The following is a 15,500-nucleotide window of genomic DNA, read 5'->3' as shown; positions in this document are numbered from 1 at the left end:
CTTGTAGGTGGTGTGCCGGCTCAAATTTCGGCACATTCCGCCCCCAAGATGCGTCAACGATTCAAGAGGCCTCCATCATGAACATCAAGACCTTAGCGCTGGTGCTCCTCGCCCTCCCCGCCATGAGCGCGCCGGCTGCGGCCGTTCCCTTCTGCACGGGCGGCACGGGCGCCACCTCCGATTTCAACACCAGCTTCGGCATCCGCATCGGCCGCTACACCGAAGAGGAACGCGGTGAGCTGGCCCGGCAGCAATTGCGCCAGCGCGGCGTGGATGCGACGCGCGTGGAATTCTGGAACGGGTGCCTGCGCGCCTATGTCCGCCAGCCCGGCGGCGGCGAGGCGATGGAGTTTTACGACCCCACCACCTTCCGGCAGGTTTTCTGAACCTGTCCGGGGCGTTACGCCGAATTCACGAGGGTTGCCGGCTTTTAACTGGTTGGCAGCCCGCGGCGGGAGGACACTCCAAGGCGTAGGTTTCAAGCCAAGGAGTCCTCCCATGTATGCGAAGCTTGCTCTTGCCTTTGTTGCCGCTGCCGGCCTGACCGGATTGGCGGTTCCTGCCCAGGCCGCCGTCCGCACGACCGCGCACACCCCCGACACCTTCGCCGCCTGCTACGAGGGCAGCGAGTCCAAGTATATCGACGACCACAGCGACGTGATCACGAGTGATCTCGACAAGCTCGGCTATAACGTGTCGGGCGTGGAGTCGCTGGGAAGCTGCGTACGCGCCTATATCACCGATTCCCACGGCGTGGCCGGCATGGAGCTGTTCGATCCCTATACGCTCAAGCCGATCACCGAGAAGACCACCGGCTAGCCCGGAACCGGCGCGGGCCCAGGCCCGCGCCTCGCCTTGCCGGGCGCTACCCGGCGTAGCCCACGTCGATCCCCGCACCCGCCAGAAAATACGCAAAACCGTTCGGCCCGAGCGACAACTGCTCGCGGTCGAATTCGGCGTTCTGCGAGATTTCGTCGGGGCCGACCGAGGCGCCGCGGACAGTGACGTTGAGGGCATTGGGCGAGAGGTTGAAGATGCAGACGATGTCGCCGTCTTCGCTCTTGCGACGGAAGGCCAGGATCGGCTCGGCCGTCTTGAAGAAGGTGATGTCGCCGCTGACCAGCGCGTCCTGCTGCTTTCGCCAGGCAATGAGCTGGCGATAGAAATTGAGGAGCGAAGCTTCGTCCCCGTTCTGGCGCGTCACGTTGAGGGCCGAGTGTTCGGGCTTGACCGGTAGCCAGGGCTTGCCGTCGCTGAACCCGTTCGGCGCCTCGCCCTCATCCCACGGCATGGGCGTGCGGCAACCGTCGCGGCCCTTGTATTCGGGCCAGAAACGCTTTCCAGGCGGGTCGGTCAGTTCCTCGTAGAGGATGTCGGCTTCGGGCAGCCCCAGTTCCTCGCCCTGGTAGATGCAGACGCTGCCCTTGAACGAGGTCAGGAGCGCCACCGCCTGCCGGCCGAGTTCGGCGGCGTTCTGCGAGTGTTTGGCCCAGCGGCTCATGTGGCGGTTGACGTCGTGGTTCGAAAAGCTCCAGCAGGGCCAGCCGTCCTTGCTGGCCTTGAAGAAGGTTTCGATGCGTGAGCGGAAATGCTCGGCCGTGAAACCGTCGCCGAGGAATTCGAACGAATAGCACATGTGGAGCTTGTCGCCGCCGGACGTGTATTCGGCCATGAGCGGCACGGCCTTGTGGCTGTCGCCGACCTCGCCCACCGAGGTGGTGTTGGGATAGCGATCGAGGAGCTTGCGGACCTTGCGCAGGAACTCGACGTTTTCCGGCTGCGACTTGGAATAGCGGTGCTCCTGCATGTCATAGGGATTGACCGCATAGGGCAGGTGCTCGGGCCGCCGTGCGGGCGGGTTGCTGCGCAATTGCGCGTCGTGGAAATAGTAGTTGACCGTATCGAGGCGGAAGCCGTCGACGCCCCGCTCCAACCAGAAGCGCATCACGTCGAGAACGGCATCCTGGACCTTGGGATTGTGGAAGTTGAGGTCGGGCTGCTCGATGAGGAAATTGTGGAAGTAATACTGCCCGCGCGAGGGGTTCCACTCCCAGGCGCGACCGCCGAAGACCGAGGGCCAGTTGTTGGGCGGGGAGCCATCCTTCATCGGATCGGCCCAGACGAACCAGTCGGCCCGCGCATTGGTGCGGTTGAGCCGGCTTTCGCGGAACCAGGGATGCTGGTCAGAGGTGTGGCTGAGCACCTGGTCGATGATGACCTTGAGGCCGAGCGCATGCGCCCGCTCGATCAGCGCATCGAAATCCTCCATGGTGCCGAAGAGGCGATCGACCTCGATATAGTCGGAAACGTCGTAGCCCATGTCGGCCTGGGGCGACTGGAAGATAGGCGAGAGCCAGATGGCATCCACGCCCAGGCTCGCAATGTGGTCGAGCCGGCGCATGATGCCGGGCAGGTCGCCCACCCCGTCGCCGTTGGTGTCCTGGAAAGAGCGGGGATAAACCTGATAGATCACCGCGCCTCGCCACCATTCCCGCATAGTCGACTCCTGCAATAGGCTTGCTCAACATCCGATCATTGAGAACTGTTCCCGCCACATCCGGCAAGGGGCCGAAGGAGAGAAAAGATGGTGCACATCCTGCGTTTTGCCGATCGTCCACCCAGCAAGAGCCGGACCATCCGGTTCGAAGGCGGCGAGTATGGGGCGGCCGTCTCGTTTTTCGCCGTCGATATCGGGCCGGGCGAGGGCCCGCCACTGCACGTGCATCCCTATTCGGAGACGTGGATCGTCAAGCGCGGCAAGGGGCGGTTCACGGCGGGGGACGAGGTTATCGAGGCGGGGCCGAACGACATTCTCGTGGTGCCGCCGAACGTGCCGCACAAGTTCCTGAACGTGGGCGAGGACCGGCTGGAGGTGATGTGCATCCACGATACGCCGACGATGGAGCAGCGGAATTTGGAGTAGGGGCGAGGTCGGATCTCGCGTTAAGGCACTATCTCGACACCCTCTCGGTCTTCCCCGGCCGCAGAGCCGGGGCCCACGGATGCCTCCACTCGGGTGGAGGGGGGCAATAGGCCCCCGGGTCTTCGCCCGGGGAAGTGCGGTGGTGGGGATGGTGAGGGGTGAGAGGTGAGGGCGGAGTACCGCAGGGTTCCTTCTCCCCTTGTGGGAGAAGGTGGCGCGGAGCGCCGGATGAGGGGGCTCGGTAGTTGGGGCAACCCCTCACCCGCCCTTCGGGCACCCTCTCCCACAAGGGGCGAGGGCGATGGGGGGCGATCTCGCGTTAAGACACTGTCTCGCCAGCCTCTCGATCTTCCCCGGCCGGAGAGCCGGGCCCATGGATGGCGCCACTCGGTGGAGGGGTGCAATCGGCCCCAGGTTTTCGCCTGGGGAAGTGCAGTGGTTGGGGCGCCCCGCTAGACCACCGGGCTCAGCAGCGGTTCGCCTTTGAACTGGGCGATGAGGTTTTCGACCACCAGTGCGCCCATGGCGTCGCGGGTTTGTTGCGTGGCGCTGGCGACGTGGGGGGAGAGGACGACGTTGTCGAGGGTGAAGAGTTCCTCGGGGACGTTGGGCTCGTCGACGAAGACGTCGAGGGCGGCGGCGCCGAGTTTGCCGGTGCGGAGAAGGTCGACCAGCGCCGCCTGATCGACCACCGAGCCGCGAGCGATGTTGACGAGGGCGCCGTCGGGGCCGAGGGCTTCGAGCACCTTGCGGGAGACGATGCCTTCCGTGCCCTTGCCGCCCGGCGTCACCACCAGCAGCCAGTCACTGTCGCGGGCCATGTCCTCGAGCTTGTCATAGTAGACGTAGGGAACTTTCTCCTGCTTGTGCCGGCCGTGATAGACGACGCGCATCTTGAGGCCCTGGGCGCGCGAGGCGACTTCCTTGCCGATGCGGCCGAGGCCCAGGATGCCGAGCGTGCGGCCGGTGAGCTCGAAGCTGAACGGGAAGCGTTCGCGCCCGGCCCAACGGCCGGCACGCACGAAGGCATCCGCCTGCGGGATGCGGCGGGAGAGGGAGAGCATGAGGCCGATGCCGAGCTCGGCCACGGCGTCGTTGAGCACATCTGGCGTGTTGGTGACGTGGATGCCGCGCGTCCTGGCGGCCTCGATATCGATGGAATCGTAGCCGACCCCGAAGCTGGCGATGATTTCGAGCTTGGGCAGCGCGTCCATCAGCTTTGCATCGATGCGGCCGCCGGCGGCGATGCCGCGGATGCGCGGGGCGACGCTCGCGAGGAGAGCCTCGCGGTCTTCAGCCTCGAAGAGCTTGTGCACCGTGAAGTTCTTCGCCAGCGCTGCCTGGCAGCTATCGAGCAGCTTGTGGGTCTGGAGGATTTCGACACTCATGGCGTTCTCCTTGGATGCTTCAGGGACCGAGGATCCAGAGCCACGCCGAAACGGTGAGGATCGAGAGCCCGGTCGTGATCAGAATCGTGCTGTTGGCCACGCTCACCCCACGATTGTAGTAGGTGGCGAAGATGTAGGCGTTGATGCCCGTGGGCATCGCCGCCAGCAGCACGCCGTAGCGCGCCATTTCGAGCGGCACGTGCAGGACATGGACAATCAGCACGTAGGCGATCAGCGGATGGATGACCAGCTTGAAAGCCGCCATCGCCGTGGCCTGCAGCCAGCTTTCCGAAATCCGGTATTCGTTGAGCGCGCCCCCGAGGCCGAAAAGCGCCGCGGGCAGCACGGCTTGCGACATCATGGTCACGAAGGCGGTGGCGGGTTCGGGCAGTTCCACGTTGAGGAGATTGCCGACAAGGCCCAGGCCCACGCCCCAGAGCAGCGGGTTCTGCACGATGCGCATGCCGGCGACGGCCATGACCTTGTGCCAGGGCGCCGCATCGCGCCGAACCAGTTCCATGGCCAGCATGCCGATGGTGATGAGACAGGGCGCATGGAAGGCGATGATCGAATAGACCACCGGCATGGCTTCCGGCCCATAGGCGCGCTGGATGATGGGAATGCCGATGAGCACGGTATTGGTGAACATCGCTGCAAAGCCCGAGGCCACGCCTTCGCCCGGCCGGTTCTTGAAGAGCTTGATGGCGATGAGGGTGCCGACGGTGAGCGAGGTGAGGGCGCCGATATAGAAGGGGATGATGATCCCCAGATTGAACGTCGTCGAAAAATCGGCCGTCAGCATCGCCTCGAAGAGCAGGCACGGCGTGGCGAAATTGTTGACGAACGACACCAGCCCTTTGACGCCTTCAGTGGGGTAGAGCTTGTACCGCACGGCGGCGTAGCCCAGCGCCACGATGGCGAAGACGGGGATGACGACGTTGAAGATGGCGAACACGGCCGAAGTCCGTTGGCGGGTGGTATGGTAGTCTCTACACGCGCGCAGCGTGGGAGGGAAGCGTTAGACGGGCTGACTTTTTCGGGGCGCCACCATCATCGCCACGAGCGGAATCGCGACCGTCAGCATGAGGAGGCGCGAGACGTGGTGGGCGGCGATGAAGGCCGTGTCGTAGCCGAGTGCAACGCCGAGCGCGCCCATGCCTTCGAGCGCTCCGGGGGAGAGGCCGAGCCAGATCTGGCCGAAGGGCATGTCGACGAGAAGGCTGACGCCATAGGCGATGGCCGTGACGATGCCGACCGTCATTGCCGTGGCGATGAGGCCGCCGATCGCCGCCTGCCGGAACTCGGTCAGGGTGATGCCGGCGAAGCGCGAACCGATGAGCGCGCCCACCAGCACGAAGGTGAGATTGGCGAGCGGCACGGGCATGGCGCCGTCGAATAGGCCACCGAGCTTGGCGGCAGTAGCGGCGGCCATGGCGCCCAGCACCATGCCGGCCGGCACGCGCAGGCGGGTAAAGAGAAAGCCCGTGATGGCGCAGGCGATGGCCAGCATCACCAGCGTCTGGGCATCCATCACCACGATATTGGCGGGCGCCGAGAAGTGTTCGATGGGGAGGAAGAGGGCGCCCATCGGCACACAGAGCGTCAGCATCATGATGCGGATGACCTGGATGATGGTGATCTGGCGCGGATCGCCCAGCCCCGTCGCCGCGATGCCCATGACGAAGGAGAGGTGCCCGGGGAAGGAACTGAGATAGGCAGTGGCGTTATCGAGCCGGAAGAGCTTGCGCAGCATGTAGCCGGTCGTGGCGATGATGAGCACCAGTTCCAGCGCCAGGCCGAGGAGGCTGATCGGCCATTGCGCGATGAGCGAGAGGCTGTCGCGGGCCACGTTTGCGCCCATCGACATTCCCGTCAGCACGAACGTGATGTCGCGCAGCCAGCCGGGCACGGTGACCTTGACGCCGGCCAGGGCGGCCCCGGCCGCGGCCAGCGCGCTGCCCATGAGCCAGCCGGCCGGAATCTGCGCCATTTGCCCGACAAAGCCGCCGGCCGCCGCGATGACGAGCGTCATTAGCGTGTGACCGAGCATGGTCGCCTGCGATGGTTTGGGACCGCTCATTGCCGGCTTCCCGCCGGTCAGGCTTTCACCGGCATGGCCATCTCGGCCAGCTTCACCCAATAGCTCGTTCCCTGGGGGATGATCTCGTCATTGAAATCGTAGGTGTCGGTGTGGAGCTCGGAGGTATCGCCGTTGCCCACGAAGATGTAGGCGCCCGGACGGGCCAGCAGCATGTAGGAGAAGTCCTCGCCGCCCATGCTCGGCGCGACATCGGTATCGACCTTGTCCTGCCCGACGACTTCGGCGGCGGCGTTGGCCGCGAAGGCGGTCTGGGCCTCGTGGTTGACCGTCACCGGATAGCCGCGGCGGAAGCCGATCTCGACCTTGGCGCCGAAGGCGGCGCCGATCTGGGTGGCGATCTCGCGCAGACGCTTCTCGGCGAGGTTACGGACCTCTTCGTTGTGGGCGCGAATGGTACCGACGACGCGCGCGGTGCGCGGGATGACGTTGAAGGCCTCGCCGGTCTGGATCATCGTCACCGACAGCACGGCCGGCTGCAGCGGATCGATATTGCGCGACACGACGGTCTGGAGCGCAGTGACCATATGGGCGGCGGTGGCGACCGGGTCGATGGTGAGGTGCGGCTTGGCGGCATGCCCGCCCACGCCCTCGATGAAGATGTTGAACTCGTCGGTCGAGGCCATGATGCCGCCGGCACGAATCGCGAAGGTGCCCGCGGCGATCCCCGGCCAGTTGTGCATGCCGAAGACTTCCTGGATGCCGAAGCGCTCCATCAGCCCGTCATCGATCATGGCCTTGCCGCCCGCTCCGCCTTCCTCGGCGGGCTGGAAGATGACCACGACCGTACCGTCGAAATTGCGGGTCTCGGCGAGGTAGCGCGCCGCGCCCAGCAGCATGGCGGTATGCCCGTCATGGCCGCAGGCATGCATCTTGCCGCCGGTCTGGCTCGCATAATCCTTGCCGGTGCGCTCGGTGATGGGCAGCGCATCCATGTCGGCGCGCAGGCCGATGACCTTGCCGCTGTCGCTGGCGCGGCCCTTGATCACGCCCACCACGCCCGTCCGGCCGACACCGGTGACGACTTCATCCACGCCGAACGCTTCGAGCAGTTCCGCCACTTTCCCGGCCGTGCGGACGACGTCGTACTGCAATTCGGGGTTTGCGTGGAAATCGCGTCGCCAGGCGGCAATTTCGGAGTGAAATTCCGCGATACGGTTGATAACGGGCATGAAAAATTCTCGGTCGGTTAAGCCGCAAGTCTCGCCTGCCGGGCGGTGATGCGTCAACCACCAGCCGGTCGCAGGGGCAACAGAATTCTCCTGCGCGCTCCGGCATGAGTGCAGAATTCCTTGTCCCGGCCGCCGATCTTTGCCAAGACACGGCGCCACATGCACGGGAGCCCGAAGCCCATGAAAATCCTCGTCGCCGTCAAGCGCGTGGTCGACCACAACGTGCGTATCCGCGTCCGCTCCGATTCCTCGGGCGTGGAGACCGACAACGTGCGCATGTCGATGAACCCCTTCGACAAGCACGCGGTGGAAGCGGCCGTGCAACTGGCCGAAGCGGGCAAGGCCGACGAGATCGTCATCGTCTCCATCGGGCCCAAGCAGGCCAATGACGTGATCCTCACCGCGCTCGCCATGGGCGCGCATCGCGGCGTGCTCATCGAGACGAACGAGCGGGTGGAGACGCTGGCGGTGGCAAAGCTCCTCAAGGCGGTGGCCGACGAGGAGAAGCCGGACCTGATCCTGCTGGGCAAGCAGGCGGTGGATGACGATTCCAACCATGTCGGCCAGATGCTGGCTGGGCTCCTCGGCTGGCCGCAGGCGACTTTCGCCTCCGAGATCAAGGCCGGCGAAGGCGGGCTCGAAGTGACGCGCGAGGTCGATTACGGCCGAGCGACCATTGCCCTGCCGCTGCCCGCAATCGTGACGGCCGACCTGCGCCTCAACACCCCGCGCAACGCCGCGCTGCCGATGGTGATGAAGGCGCGGCAGAAGCCGCTGGCGGTGCGGCCGGTGGCCGAGTTCGGCATCGATATCAGCCCGCGCCTCGTCATCGATAAAGTATCCCCGCCCGCTGAACGGCCGGGTGGCCGGCAGGTGGCCGACACGGCGGAACTGGCGGCGTTCATCGCCGGCGAAGTCAAGGAACTGGAGGCGCTCTGATGGCTACGCTCGTTCTTGCCGATCACGATCTCGGCCAGCTCGCTCCGGCGACGGCGCGCGTCGTTGCCGCCGGGCTCCAGCTTGGCGCGCCGGTCGATGTGCTGGTGGCCGGCGATGACGTCGACAAAGTTGCGACTGCCGCGGCGGCGCTGGAGGGCATGGCCCGGGTCCGCGTAGCGCGCTCGGCCGCGCTGGCAACGCCGTCGGCAGAGGCGATCAGTGCGCTGCTGCTCAAGCTGGCGCCGGAATATGGGGCCATCGTCGCGGGTTCTGCCGCGGTGGGGCGTGACGTGATCCCGCGCCTGGCGGCGGGGCTCGACCTCATGCCGGTGACCGATATCGTGGCGATCCATGCCGCCAATCGCTTCGACCGGCCGATCTATGCGGGCAACGCGATCGAGACGGTGGTTTCCAACCAGACGCAGCAGGTGCTGACCATTCGTGCCTCGGCCTTCCGGCCGGTGGGGCAGGGTGGTTCGGCCCCGGTCGAGCAGGTGGACGCGGGCGGTATTGCGGCGGTGACGCGGCTGCTGGCGGCTCATCGCACGGAAAGCGACGTGCCTGACCTGGCGACGGCGCAGATCGTGGTGGGCGGCGGCGTGTCGGTGGGCTCGGCCGAAGGGTTCAAGCTCATCGAGCGGCTGGCGCACCGGCTTGGCGCGGCGGTCGGGGCGACGCGGGCGGCGGTGGATGCGGGATACGCGCCTAATGACTGGCAGGTCGGACAGACGGGCAAGATCATCGCGCCTGATGTTTATATCGCCGTGGGGATTTCGGGGGCGCTGCAGCACTTGGCGGGAATCCAGGGGGCCAAGAAGATCGTGGCGATCAATACGGATCCGGAGGCGCCGCTGGTGAAGATCGCGGATGTGGCGCTGATCGGGGATTTGTTTGCGGTGGTGCCGGAGCTGATCGAGGAATTGGCGCGGCTGGGGATTGGAGGGCAGGCCCAGGGCTGAGACTTAGGCTCACATCCCGACCTCGGATTTTTGCCTCCAAAGCACCGATTGCTCCACAAACTCGGAACTTCCCCGGCCGAAGAGCCGGGGCCCACGGATAGCTCCACTCGAGTGGAGGGGTGCAATAGGCCCCGGATCAAGTCCGGGGAAGTGCGGTGGGGGTGGCGAGTAGCGGGTAGTAGGGCCGGAAATGCCTTGAGGGGGAGGCACTTGGGCTCGGATTTTCCGAACCACGGATTTCCGCCGAGCCATGGATACTTCCTAACCACGAATTTCTCACCACCACGGAACTTCCCCGGCCGGAGACCGGGGCCCATGGATAGCTCCACTTGAGTGGAGGGGTGCAATAGGCCCCGGATCAAGTCCGGGGAAGTGCAGTGGGGGTGGCGAGTGGCGGTGCTCCGGTTCACCCATTCCCCCGACTTCCCAATTGCAAATCCTGCGGCGCCGCCTATAAAGACGGCGCGCTTGAGCGCTCCTTTCTCCCCTCTGGACTTGACCGATGTTCGAGACCCTCACCAAAGCCCCTGCTGACAAGATTCTGGCCCTGATGGGCGAATTCGCCGCCGATCCGCGGAAAGAAAAAATCGATCTCGGCGTGGGCGTCTATAAAGACGAGGCGGGCATCACACCGATCATGACGTCGGTGGCCAAGGCCGAGCAGCGGATGAATGCGTCTGCCAAGACCAAGACCTATGTCGGCATTTCCGGCAACAAGGGTTTCAACGCCGCCGTGCGCGAACTCGTTTTCGCCGATACCGTGCCGGCCGGCCGCACGCGCATCATGCAGGCGCCCGGTGGCACCGGCGCGCTCGCCGTGCTCATGGAATTGCTCTATCGGGCCAAGCCGGGCGCTACGCTCTGGCTCTCCAACCCGACCTGGCCGAACCATGCGCCCATGGCCAAGCATGCCGGCTTCAAGGTGGACTCCTACCCCTATTTCGACACGAAGACCCGCGCCGTGGATTTTCCGGCCATGCTCGCCGCGCTCGACAAGCTCGGGCCGAACGACATCGTGCTGCTGCATGGCTGCTGCCACAACCCGACCGGCGCCAACCTCACCAATGAGCAGTGGGACCAGGTCGCCGCGTCCTTCAAGCGCACCGGCGCCTTCCCGCTGATCGACCTGGCCTATCTCGGCTTTGGTGATGGGCTGGAAGCGGATGGCTACGGCACGCGCGCCGTCGTCAATGCGGTGCCGGAAAGCGTCGTGGCCTTCTCGGGCTCGAAGAATTTCGGCCTTTACCGCGAGCGCGTCGGCGCCGCCATCGTCGTTGCACGTGATGAGGCCCAGGCCGACATCGCCAATTCGCAGCTGATGAACATCGCCCGCGTCACCTATTCGCAGCCCCCCGATCACGGCGCGGAAATCATCCGCACCATCCTCGAGGACAAGGACCTGCGCGCCGAATGGGAGACCGAACTGGCCGCCATGCGCAACCGCATGATCCGCCTGCGCGAAAAGCTCTCGGAAGCCATCAAGGCGAAATCGAACTCGGCCGACTTCGATTTCATCGCCGCCCACCGCGGCATGTTCTCGCTTCTCGGCCTGCCCGGCGAAGCGGTCGAGAACCTTAAGACGGGCAGCGGTGTCTATATGATTGGCGACAGTCGCATCAATGTCGCCGGCATCCCCGAGGATCGGGTCGGTGACCTCGCCGACGCGATTCTGGCGACCATCAAGTGACAGCAGGCGGGCAAGAATATTGCCCGCCGCACACCTTGTGCCCGGCAGCTAAAGCCCGCACATATAAGTAAAAGAATCCCAAGGAGGGAAACCGATGAAGTTCTTCGTGGACACCGGTGATTTCAACGAAATCAAGGAACTTTCCGAGACCGGCCTGCTCGACGGCGTCACCACCAATCCGTCGCTCGTCGCCAAGTCCGGCCGCAACTTCAAGGAACTGATCGCCGACATCTGCAAGGTCGTGCCCGGTCCGGTTTCCGCCGAAGTCGCCGCGCTCGATTACGAGGGCATGATCGCCGAGGGCAATGTCCTCGCCAAGATCGCCGACAATGTCGTCATCAAGCTGCCGCTGACCCTGGCGGGCCTCAAGGCCACCAAACATTTCCATGACGCCGGCATCAAGACCAACGTCACGCTCTGCTTCACGCCCAACCAGGCGCTGCTCGCAGCCAAGGTCGGCGCGACCTATATCTCGCCCTTCATCGGGCGCCTCGACGACATCAACCTCGATGGCGTCGAGCTGATCGAGAACATCCGCCAGATCTACGACAACTACGCGTTCGCGACGGAAATCCTGGCTGCATCGATCCGCAGCCCGAACCACGTGACCGAGGTCGCGCTGGCCGGCGCCGACGTTGCCACCATGCCGCCGGCCGTGATCCGCAAGCTCGCCGATCACCCGCTGACGACTTCGGGCCTCGAAGCCTTCAGCAAGGATTGGAAGGCCACCGGACAGTCGATCCTCTAAGTGGCCGACACCAGGATTGCCGAGGCGGTTCGCGCCGCCCTGGCCGGCGTCGAAATCCCCGGGGGAGGCGATCTCGCCTCCTATGGCGGCCTTTCCGACATCATCGTGACCCAGAGCGCGGTCGCGCTCGCCATCTCGGTCGCTCCGGGCATGGAGGCCGCTTTCGGCCCCGCCCGTGAAGCCGCGCAGCGCGCTGCGGAAGCCGTGGGCGAAGGCCGCAAGGTCATGGTTTCGGTGACCTCGGACCGCGCGCCGGCAACTGCCACCGGGCAGGCCGCGGCGCAGGGCCGTCCGGGCCCAGCACCCAAGCAGCCGGTTCCCGGCATCCGCAATATCGTGGCGGTCGGCTCGGGCAAGGGCGGCGTGGGCAAATCCACGACGGCCGTCAACTTGGCACTGGCACTGGCCGCCGAAGGGCTGCGCGTCGGCATCCTCGATGCCGATCTTTACGGCCCCTCCATCCCCAAGCTTCTCGGCATCGAAGGCAAGCCTGCGGTGCGCGAGGACGGTATCTTCTCCCCGCACGAGGCCTACGGCCTCAAGGCCATGTCGATCGGCTCCATGCTGACGCCGGGTCAGGCGGTGGTGTGGCGCGGGCCGATGGCGACTTCGGCGCTGCGGCAGCTCCTGCGCGAGACCGACTGGGGCACGCTCGACGTGCTCGTCGTCGACCTGCCGCCGGGTACGGGCGACATCCAGATTTCGCTGTTCCAGCAGGCTGAACTCGCCGGCGCGGTGATCGTCTCGACCCCGCAGGACCTCGCGCTGATCGATGCGCAGAAGGCCATCGACATGATCCGGCGCATGAATATCCCGCTGCTGGGCCTCGTCGAGAACATGAGCTATTTCGTGGCCCCCGACACCGGCAAGCGCTACGACATCTTCGGCCATGGCGGCGCCCAGGCGGCAGCCGAGCGCATCGGCATGCCCTTCCTCGGAGAGGTTCCGCTGCACATGGCAATCCGCGAAACCTCGGACGCCGGCAAGCCCGTGGTCTCGACCGATCCCGAGGGCGCAGAGGCCAAGGCATTCCGCGCCATCGCACGGGAAATCCTCGCCAATACTCCCGGCCTGCGCCCCACCGCGGGGTGACAGAAACCGCCGCCCCTGCTAGATGCAATCGATTTCATAAGCTCGTCGGGTGAGTCCATTGCCGCCCGCGACATGTCGGGGGAAGCGTCATGTTCTCTGTGGACCGCAAGGATTTCGGCCCCAATTTCGTCTTCGGCGCGGCAACCGCCGCCTACCAGATCGAAGGCGGCCAGATCGACGGCCGCGGCACCTCCATCTGGGACACGTTCTCGGCCACGCCGGGCAACGTCAAGAACGCCGATAGCGGCCTCAATGCCTGCAACCACTACCATCGCTGGCCCGAAGACCTCGACCTCATCCGCGATGCAGGCTTTGACGGCTATCGCTTCTCGTTCGCCTGGCCGCGGCTGATCCCGGCCGGCACCGGCGCCGTCAACCAGGCGGGCATCGACTTCTACGACCGGCTCATCGACGGCATGCTCGAACGCGGCATCAAGCCGTTCGCCACGCTCTACCATTGGGACCTGCCGAGCCCGCTGCAGGACAAGGGCGGCTGGATGAACCGCGATATCGCCAGCGCCTTCGGCGATTATGCGAGCCTCGTGGCCCAGAAATTCGGCGATCGCCTCTCGGCCATCGCCACCATCAACGAGCCCTGGTGCGTGGCCTTCCTCAGCCACTTCCTCGGCATCCACGCGCCCGGCTATCGTGACGTCCGCGCTGCGGCGCGAGCCATGCACCATGTGCTGCTGGCGCATGGCACCGGCATCGATGCGCTGCGGGCGGAGGGCGCCAAGAACCTCGGCATTGTGCTCAACCTCGAAAAATCCGAGCCTGCCTCGGACAAGCCAGAGGATCTGGCGGCGACCAATCTGGGCGATGCGATCTTCAATCGCTGGTATCTGGGCGGGCTCTTCAAGGGCCAATACCCGGAAGAACTGACCTCGATCCTGGCGCCGTACCTGCCGGAAGGCTTCGAGCGCGACATGCCCATCGTCTCGCGCCCGCTCGACTGGCTGGGGATCAACTATTATACGCGCGGCCTCTACCGCGCCTCGCCATCGACGCCGATCTTCCCCATCGCCAAGGCGGAAGGTTCGCTCGAGGCCAACGATCTCGGCTGGGAAATCTACCCGCAGGGGCTGACGGACCTGCTCGTGCGCGTCTCGACCGAATACACCAAGGTGCCGATCTACGTGACCGAGAACGGCATGTCCGAGGACAATGACGAGCGCCGCATCGCCTATTACGACGCGCACCTCAAGGCAGTGGTCGACGCGCAGAAGCGCGGGGCCGATGTGCGCGGCTACTTCGCCTGGTCGCTGCTCGACAATTACGAATGGGCCGAGGGCTATTCCTCGCGCTTCGGCATCGTGCATGTCGACTACGCCACCCAGAAGCGCACCCCCAAGGGCAGCTACCGCTCGTTCCAGGGCATGCTGCACAATACGCGCTAGCCCAGCCCATTCTCTCCCCGACCGCAAAGGTGGTATCATAGGGGCCACCCACGGGAGGGGAGAATGGCAGAGGATCGGGACGACGTTGTCGGCAATTACGGCAACAGCGCGATCGTCGAGCGCGTTGCCGAGGCCCTGGTGCGGCAGGGGATAGACCCGCAACGGCCAAGGGCCGAACAGCTCTACCACTATGATCAGCTTCATGGCCGCCAATTGGTGGCCACCCGCGAGCATGTCGCCCGGCTGGCGCCGGATGCCAAGATGCATGTGCTCGATGTCGGCAGCGGCGTCGGTGGACCGGCCCGCTATATCGCGGCGACCACCGGCGCGCGCGTGACCGGCATCGACCTGACGCCGCAATTCGTCGAGGCGGCACGTGAGCTGACCCGGCGATGCGGGCTCGACGACCGTGTCGATTTCATCGAGGGTAACGCGGCCCAGATGCCGTTCGCTGACGCGACCTTCGACGTCGCCATCTGCCTCTATGTCGGCATGAACATTTCGGACAAGCCGCCGGTACTGGCCGAAATCCACCGCGTGCTCAAGCCGGGCGGCCGGCTGCTCTGGAGTCAGGCGGTGGCGGCGCAGGGATTGCCGCACTATCCGCTGCCCTGGGCACGCGATGCCGAGGCTAGCCATGCGGGGCCCGAGGACGAATTGCGCGCGGCGATGACGGCGGCTGGTTTCAGGACCGTCGAATGGGTGGACGAGACCACGCTTTTCCCAATGCCGGGTACGCCGCCGCCACCCGATGGCGGCGATCCCTCGGTCAACCAGATGGTGATGGGCGACGACTTCGTGGAGCGTCGCCGCAACTTCGTGCGCAGCCTCGCCGAAGGCGCGCTGCGCAGCATCGTCGCGCTGGTGGAAAAGTAGTTTTCCGCTCGCCCGAGGCGCCGGGGGCGCAAGGGCCAAACGCCCAATGAAAACGATTCAGCCGGGCTTTTCGCCAAAACGCGGCTTGGCAACCTTGCTGCTTTATGCCACATCTGCGCCACCGCTAACCGCTTTGCGATGCGACATAATCATTGACCAAAACGTTTTGGCAAAACGTTTTGGGAGCGGAGGCGAGTTACGGCGCCTGAAGGCGCCACATA

At 65.3% G+C, this 15,500-nt stretch carries 15 protein-coding genes; 10 read left to right on the top strand and 5 right to left on the bottom strand.

Annotated elements, in window-relative coordinates; genetic code table 11:
- Positions 1 to 77: 77 nt before the first annotated feature.
- Both JNE37_RS02750 and JNE37_RS02745 read left to right on the top strand, forming a co-directional pair.
- Positions 78 to 386 carry a hypothetical protein gene (locus tag JNE37_RS02750; RefSeq protein ID WP_035035268.1) on the top strand — a complete coding sequence of 103 codons (309 nt, stop codon included), beginning with the start codon at positions 78 to 80 and terminating at the stop codon, positions 384 to 386.
- Between the two features lie 112 nt (positions 387 to 498).
- Entirely contained in the window at positions 499 to 819 is a 321-nt protein-coding gene (locus tag JNE37_RS02745) for a hypothetical protein (protein WP_203065233.1), read from the top strand.
- Positions 820 to 865: 46 nt separating this feature from the next.
- Here the strand turns inward: JNE37_RS02745 and JNE37_RS02740 are convergent, their stop codons facing one another.
- Entirely contained in the window at positions 866 to 2,497 is a 1,632-nt protein-coding gene (locus tag JNE37_RS02740) for an alpha-glucosidase family protein (RefSeq protein ID WP_203065232.1), read from the bottom strand.
- A gap of 87 nt (positions 2,498 to 2,584) precedes the next feature.
- On the opposite strand from JNE37_RS02740, the gene JNE37_RS02735 reads away from it, so the two are divergent.
- Entirely contained in the window at positions 2,585 to 2,923 is a 339-nt protein-coding gene (locus JNE37_RS02735) for a cupin domain-containing protein (RefSeq protein WP_035035274.1), read from the top strand.
- A gap of 452 nt (positions 2,924 to 3,375) precedes the next feature.
- Here the strand turns inward: JNE37_RS02735 and JNE37_RS02730 are convergent, their stop codons facing one another.
- The 4 genes from JNE37_RS02730 to JNE37_RS02715 form a co-directional block, all read right to left on the bottom strand.
- Positions 3,376 to 4,311, bottom strand: a complete 936-nt coding sequence (locus JNE37_RS02730; protein ID WP_203065231.1) for a 2-hydroxyacid dehydrogenase — start codon at positions 4,309 to 4,311, stop codon at positions 3,376 to 3,378.
- A gap of 19 nt (positions 4,312 to 4,330) precedes the next feature.
- A complete protein-coding gene (locus tag JNE37_RS02725) occupies positions 4,331 to 5,266 on the bottom strand; it encodes an AEC family transporter (RefSeq protein WP_035035281.1) in 936 nt (311 codons plus the stop codon).
- Between the two features lie 63 nt (positions 5,267 to 5,329).
- Positions 5,330 to 6,391, bottom strand: coding sequence for an AbrB family transcriptional regulator (locus tag JNE37_RS02720; RefSeq protein ID WP_203065230.1), 1,062 nt, complete (start codon positions 6,389 to 6,391; stop codon positions 5,330 to 5,332).
- Between the two features lie 17 nt (positions 6,392 to 6,408).
- Positions 6,409 to 7,581, bottom strand: a complete 1,173-nt coding sequence (locus JNE37_RS02715) for a M20 aminoacylase family protein (protein WP_203065229.1) — start codon at positions 7,579 to 7,581, stop codon at positions 6,409 to 6,411.
- 180 nt (positions 7,582 to 7,761) lie between these two features.
- Between JNE37_RS02715 and JNE37_RS02710 the strand changes: the two genes are divergently transcribed.
- From JNE37_RS02710 to JNE37_RS02680, 7 genes are all read left to right on the top strand, one after another.
- Positions 7,762 to 8,520: an electron transfer flavoprotein subunit beta/FixA family protein gene (locus JNE37_RS02710; RefSeq protein WP_203065228.1), complete on the top strand. Its 759-nt coding sequence runs from the start codon at positions 7,762 to 7,764 to the stop codon at positions 8,518 to 8,520.
- Positions 8,520 to 9,479 (top strand): electron transfer flavoprotein subunit alpha/FixB family protein, encoded by a 960-nt coding sequence (locus JNE37_RS02705; RefSeq protein WP_203065227.1) that lies wholly within the window; start codon positions 8,520 to 8,522, stop codon positions 9,477 to 9,479. Before JNE37_RS02710 ends, JNE37_RS02705 begins: the two co-directional genes overlap by 1 nt.
- A gap of 502 nt (positions 9,480 to 9,981) precedes the next feature.
- Positions 9,982 to 11,166, top strand: a complete 1,185-nt coding sequence (locus JNE37_RS02700; RefSeq protein WP_182398081.1) for an amino acid aminotransferase — start codon at positions 9,982 to 9,984, stop codon at positions 11,164 to 11,166.
- 94 nt (positions 11,167 to 11,260) lie between these two features.
- Positions 11,261 to 11,914: a fructose-6-phosphate aldolase gene (fsa, locus tag JNE37_RS02695; RefSeq protein WP_035090460.1), complete on the top strand. Its 654-nt coding sequence runs from the start codon at positions 11,261 to 11,263 to the stop codon at positions 11,912 to 11,914.
- Positions 11,915 to 13,006, top strand: coding sequence for an Mrp/NBP35 family ATP-binding protein (locus JNE37_RS02690; RefSeq protein WP_203065226.1), 1,092 nt, complete (start codon positions 11,915 to 11,917; stop codon positions 13,004 to 13,006).
- 89 nt (positions 13,007 to 13,095) lie between these two features.
- Positions 13,096 to 14,403 carry a GH1 family beta-glucosidase gene (locus tag JNE37_RS02685; RefSeq protein ID WP_203065225.1) on the top strand — a complete coding sequence of 436 codons (1,308 nt, stop codon included), beginning with the start codon at positions 13,096 to 13,098 and terminating at the stop codon, positions 14,401 to 14,403.
- A gap of 63 nt (positions 14,404 to 14,466) precedes the next feature.
- Positions 14,467 to 15,279, top strand: coding sequence for a class I SAM-dependent methyltransferase (locus tag JNE37_RS02680; protein WP_203065224.1), 813 nt, complete (start codon positions 14,467 to 14,469; stop codon positions 15,277 to 15,279).
- Positions 15,280 to 15,500 lie beyond the last annotated feature (221 nt).

This window comes from Paradevosia shaoguanensis (assembly GCF_016801025.1).
In the GTDB taxonomy this organism is placed as follows: domain Bacteria; phylum Pseudomonadota; class Alphaproteobacteria; order Rhizobiales; family Devosiaceae; genus Paradevosia; species Paradevosia shaoguanensis.
The sequence above is the reverse complement of the archived record's forward strand: the minus strand, read 5'-3'. Positions and strand labels throughout refer to the sequence as shown.

Coding starts and splice junctions, on each gene's coding strand:
- JNE37_RS02750 (WP_035035268.1), top strand. CDS start 78: ATGAACATCAAGACCTTAGCGCTGGTGCTCCTCGCCCTCCCCGCCATG.
- JNE37_RS02745 (WP_203065233.1), top strand. CDS start 499: ATGTATGCGAAGCTTGCTCTTGCCTTTGTTGCCGCTGCCGGCCTGACC.
- JNE37_RS02740 (WP_203065232.1), bottom strand. CDS start 2,497: ATGCGGGAATGGTGGCGAGGCGCGGTGATCTATCAGGTTTATCCCCGC.
- JNE37_RS02735 (WP_035035274.1), top strand. CDS start 2,585: ATGGTGCACATCCTGCGTTTTGCCGATCGTCCACCCAGCAAGAGCCGG.
- JNE37_RS02730 (WP_203065231.1), bottom strand. CDS start 4,311: ATGAGTGTCGAAATCCTCCAGACCCACAAGCTGCTCGATAGCTGCCAG.
- JNE37_RS02720 (WP_203065230.1), bottom strand. CDS start 6,391: ATGAGCGGTCCCAAACCATCGCAGGCGACCATGCTCGGTCACACGCTA.
- JNE37_RS02715 (WP_203065229.1), bottom strand. CDS start 7,581: ATGCCCGTTATCAACCGTATCGCGGAATTTCACTCCGAAATTGCCGCC.
- JNE37_RS02710 (WP_203065228.1), top strand. CDS start 7,762: ATGAAAATCCTCGTCGCCGTCAAGCGCGTGGTCGACCACAACGTGCGT.
- JNE37_RS02705 (WP_203065227.1), top strand. CDS start 8,520: ATGGCTACGCTCGTTCTTGCCGATCACGATCTCGGCCAGCTCGCTCCG.
- JNE37_RS02700 (WP_182398081.1), top strand. CDS start 9,982: ATGTTCGAGACCCTCACCAAAGCCCCTGCTGACAAGATTCTGGCCCTG.
- fsa (WP_035090460.1), top strand. CDS start 11,261: ATGAAGTTCTTCGTGGACACCGGTGATTTCAACGAAATCAAGGAACTT.
- JNE37_RS02685 (WP_203065225.1), top strand. CDS start 13,096: ATGTTCTCTGTGGACCGCAAGGATTTCGGCCCCAATTTCGTCTTCGGC.
- JNE37_RS02680 (WP_203065224.1), top strand. CDS start 14,467: ATGGCAGAGGATCGGGACGACGTTGTCGGCAATTACGGCAACAGCGCG.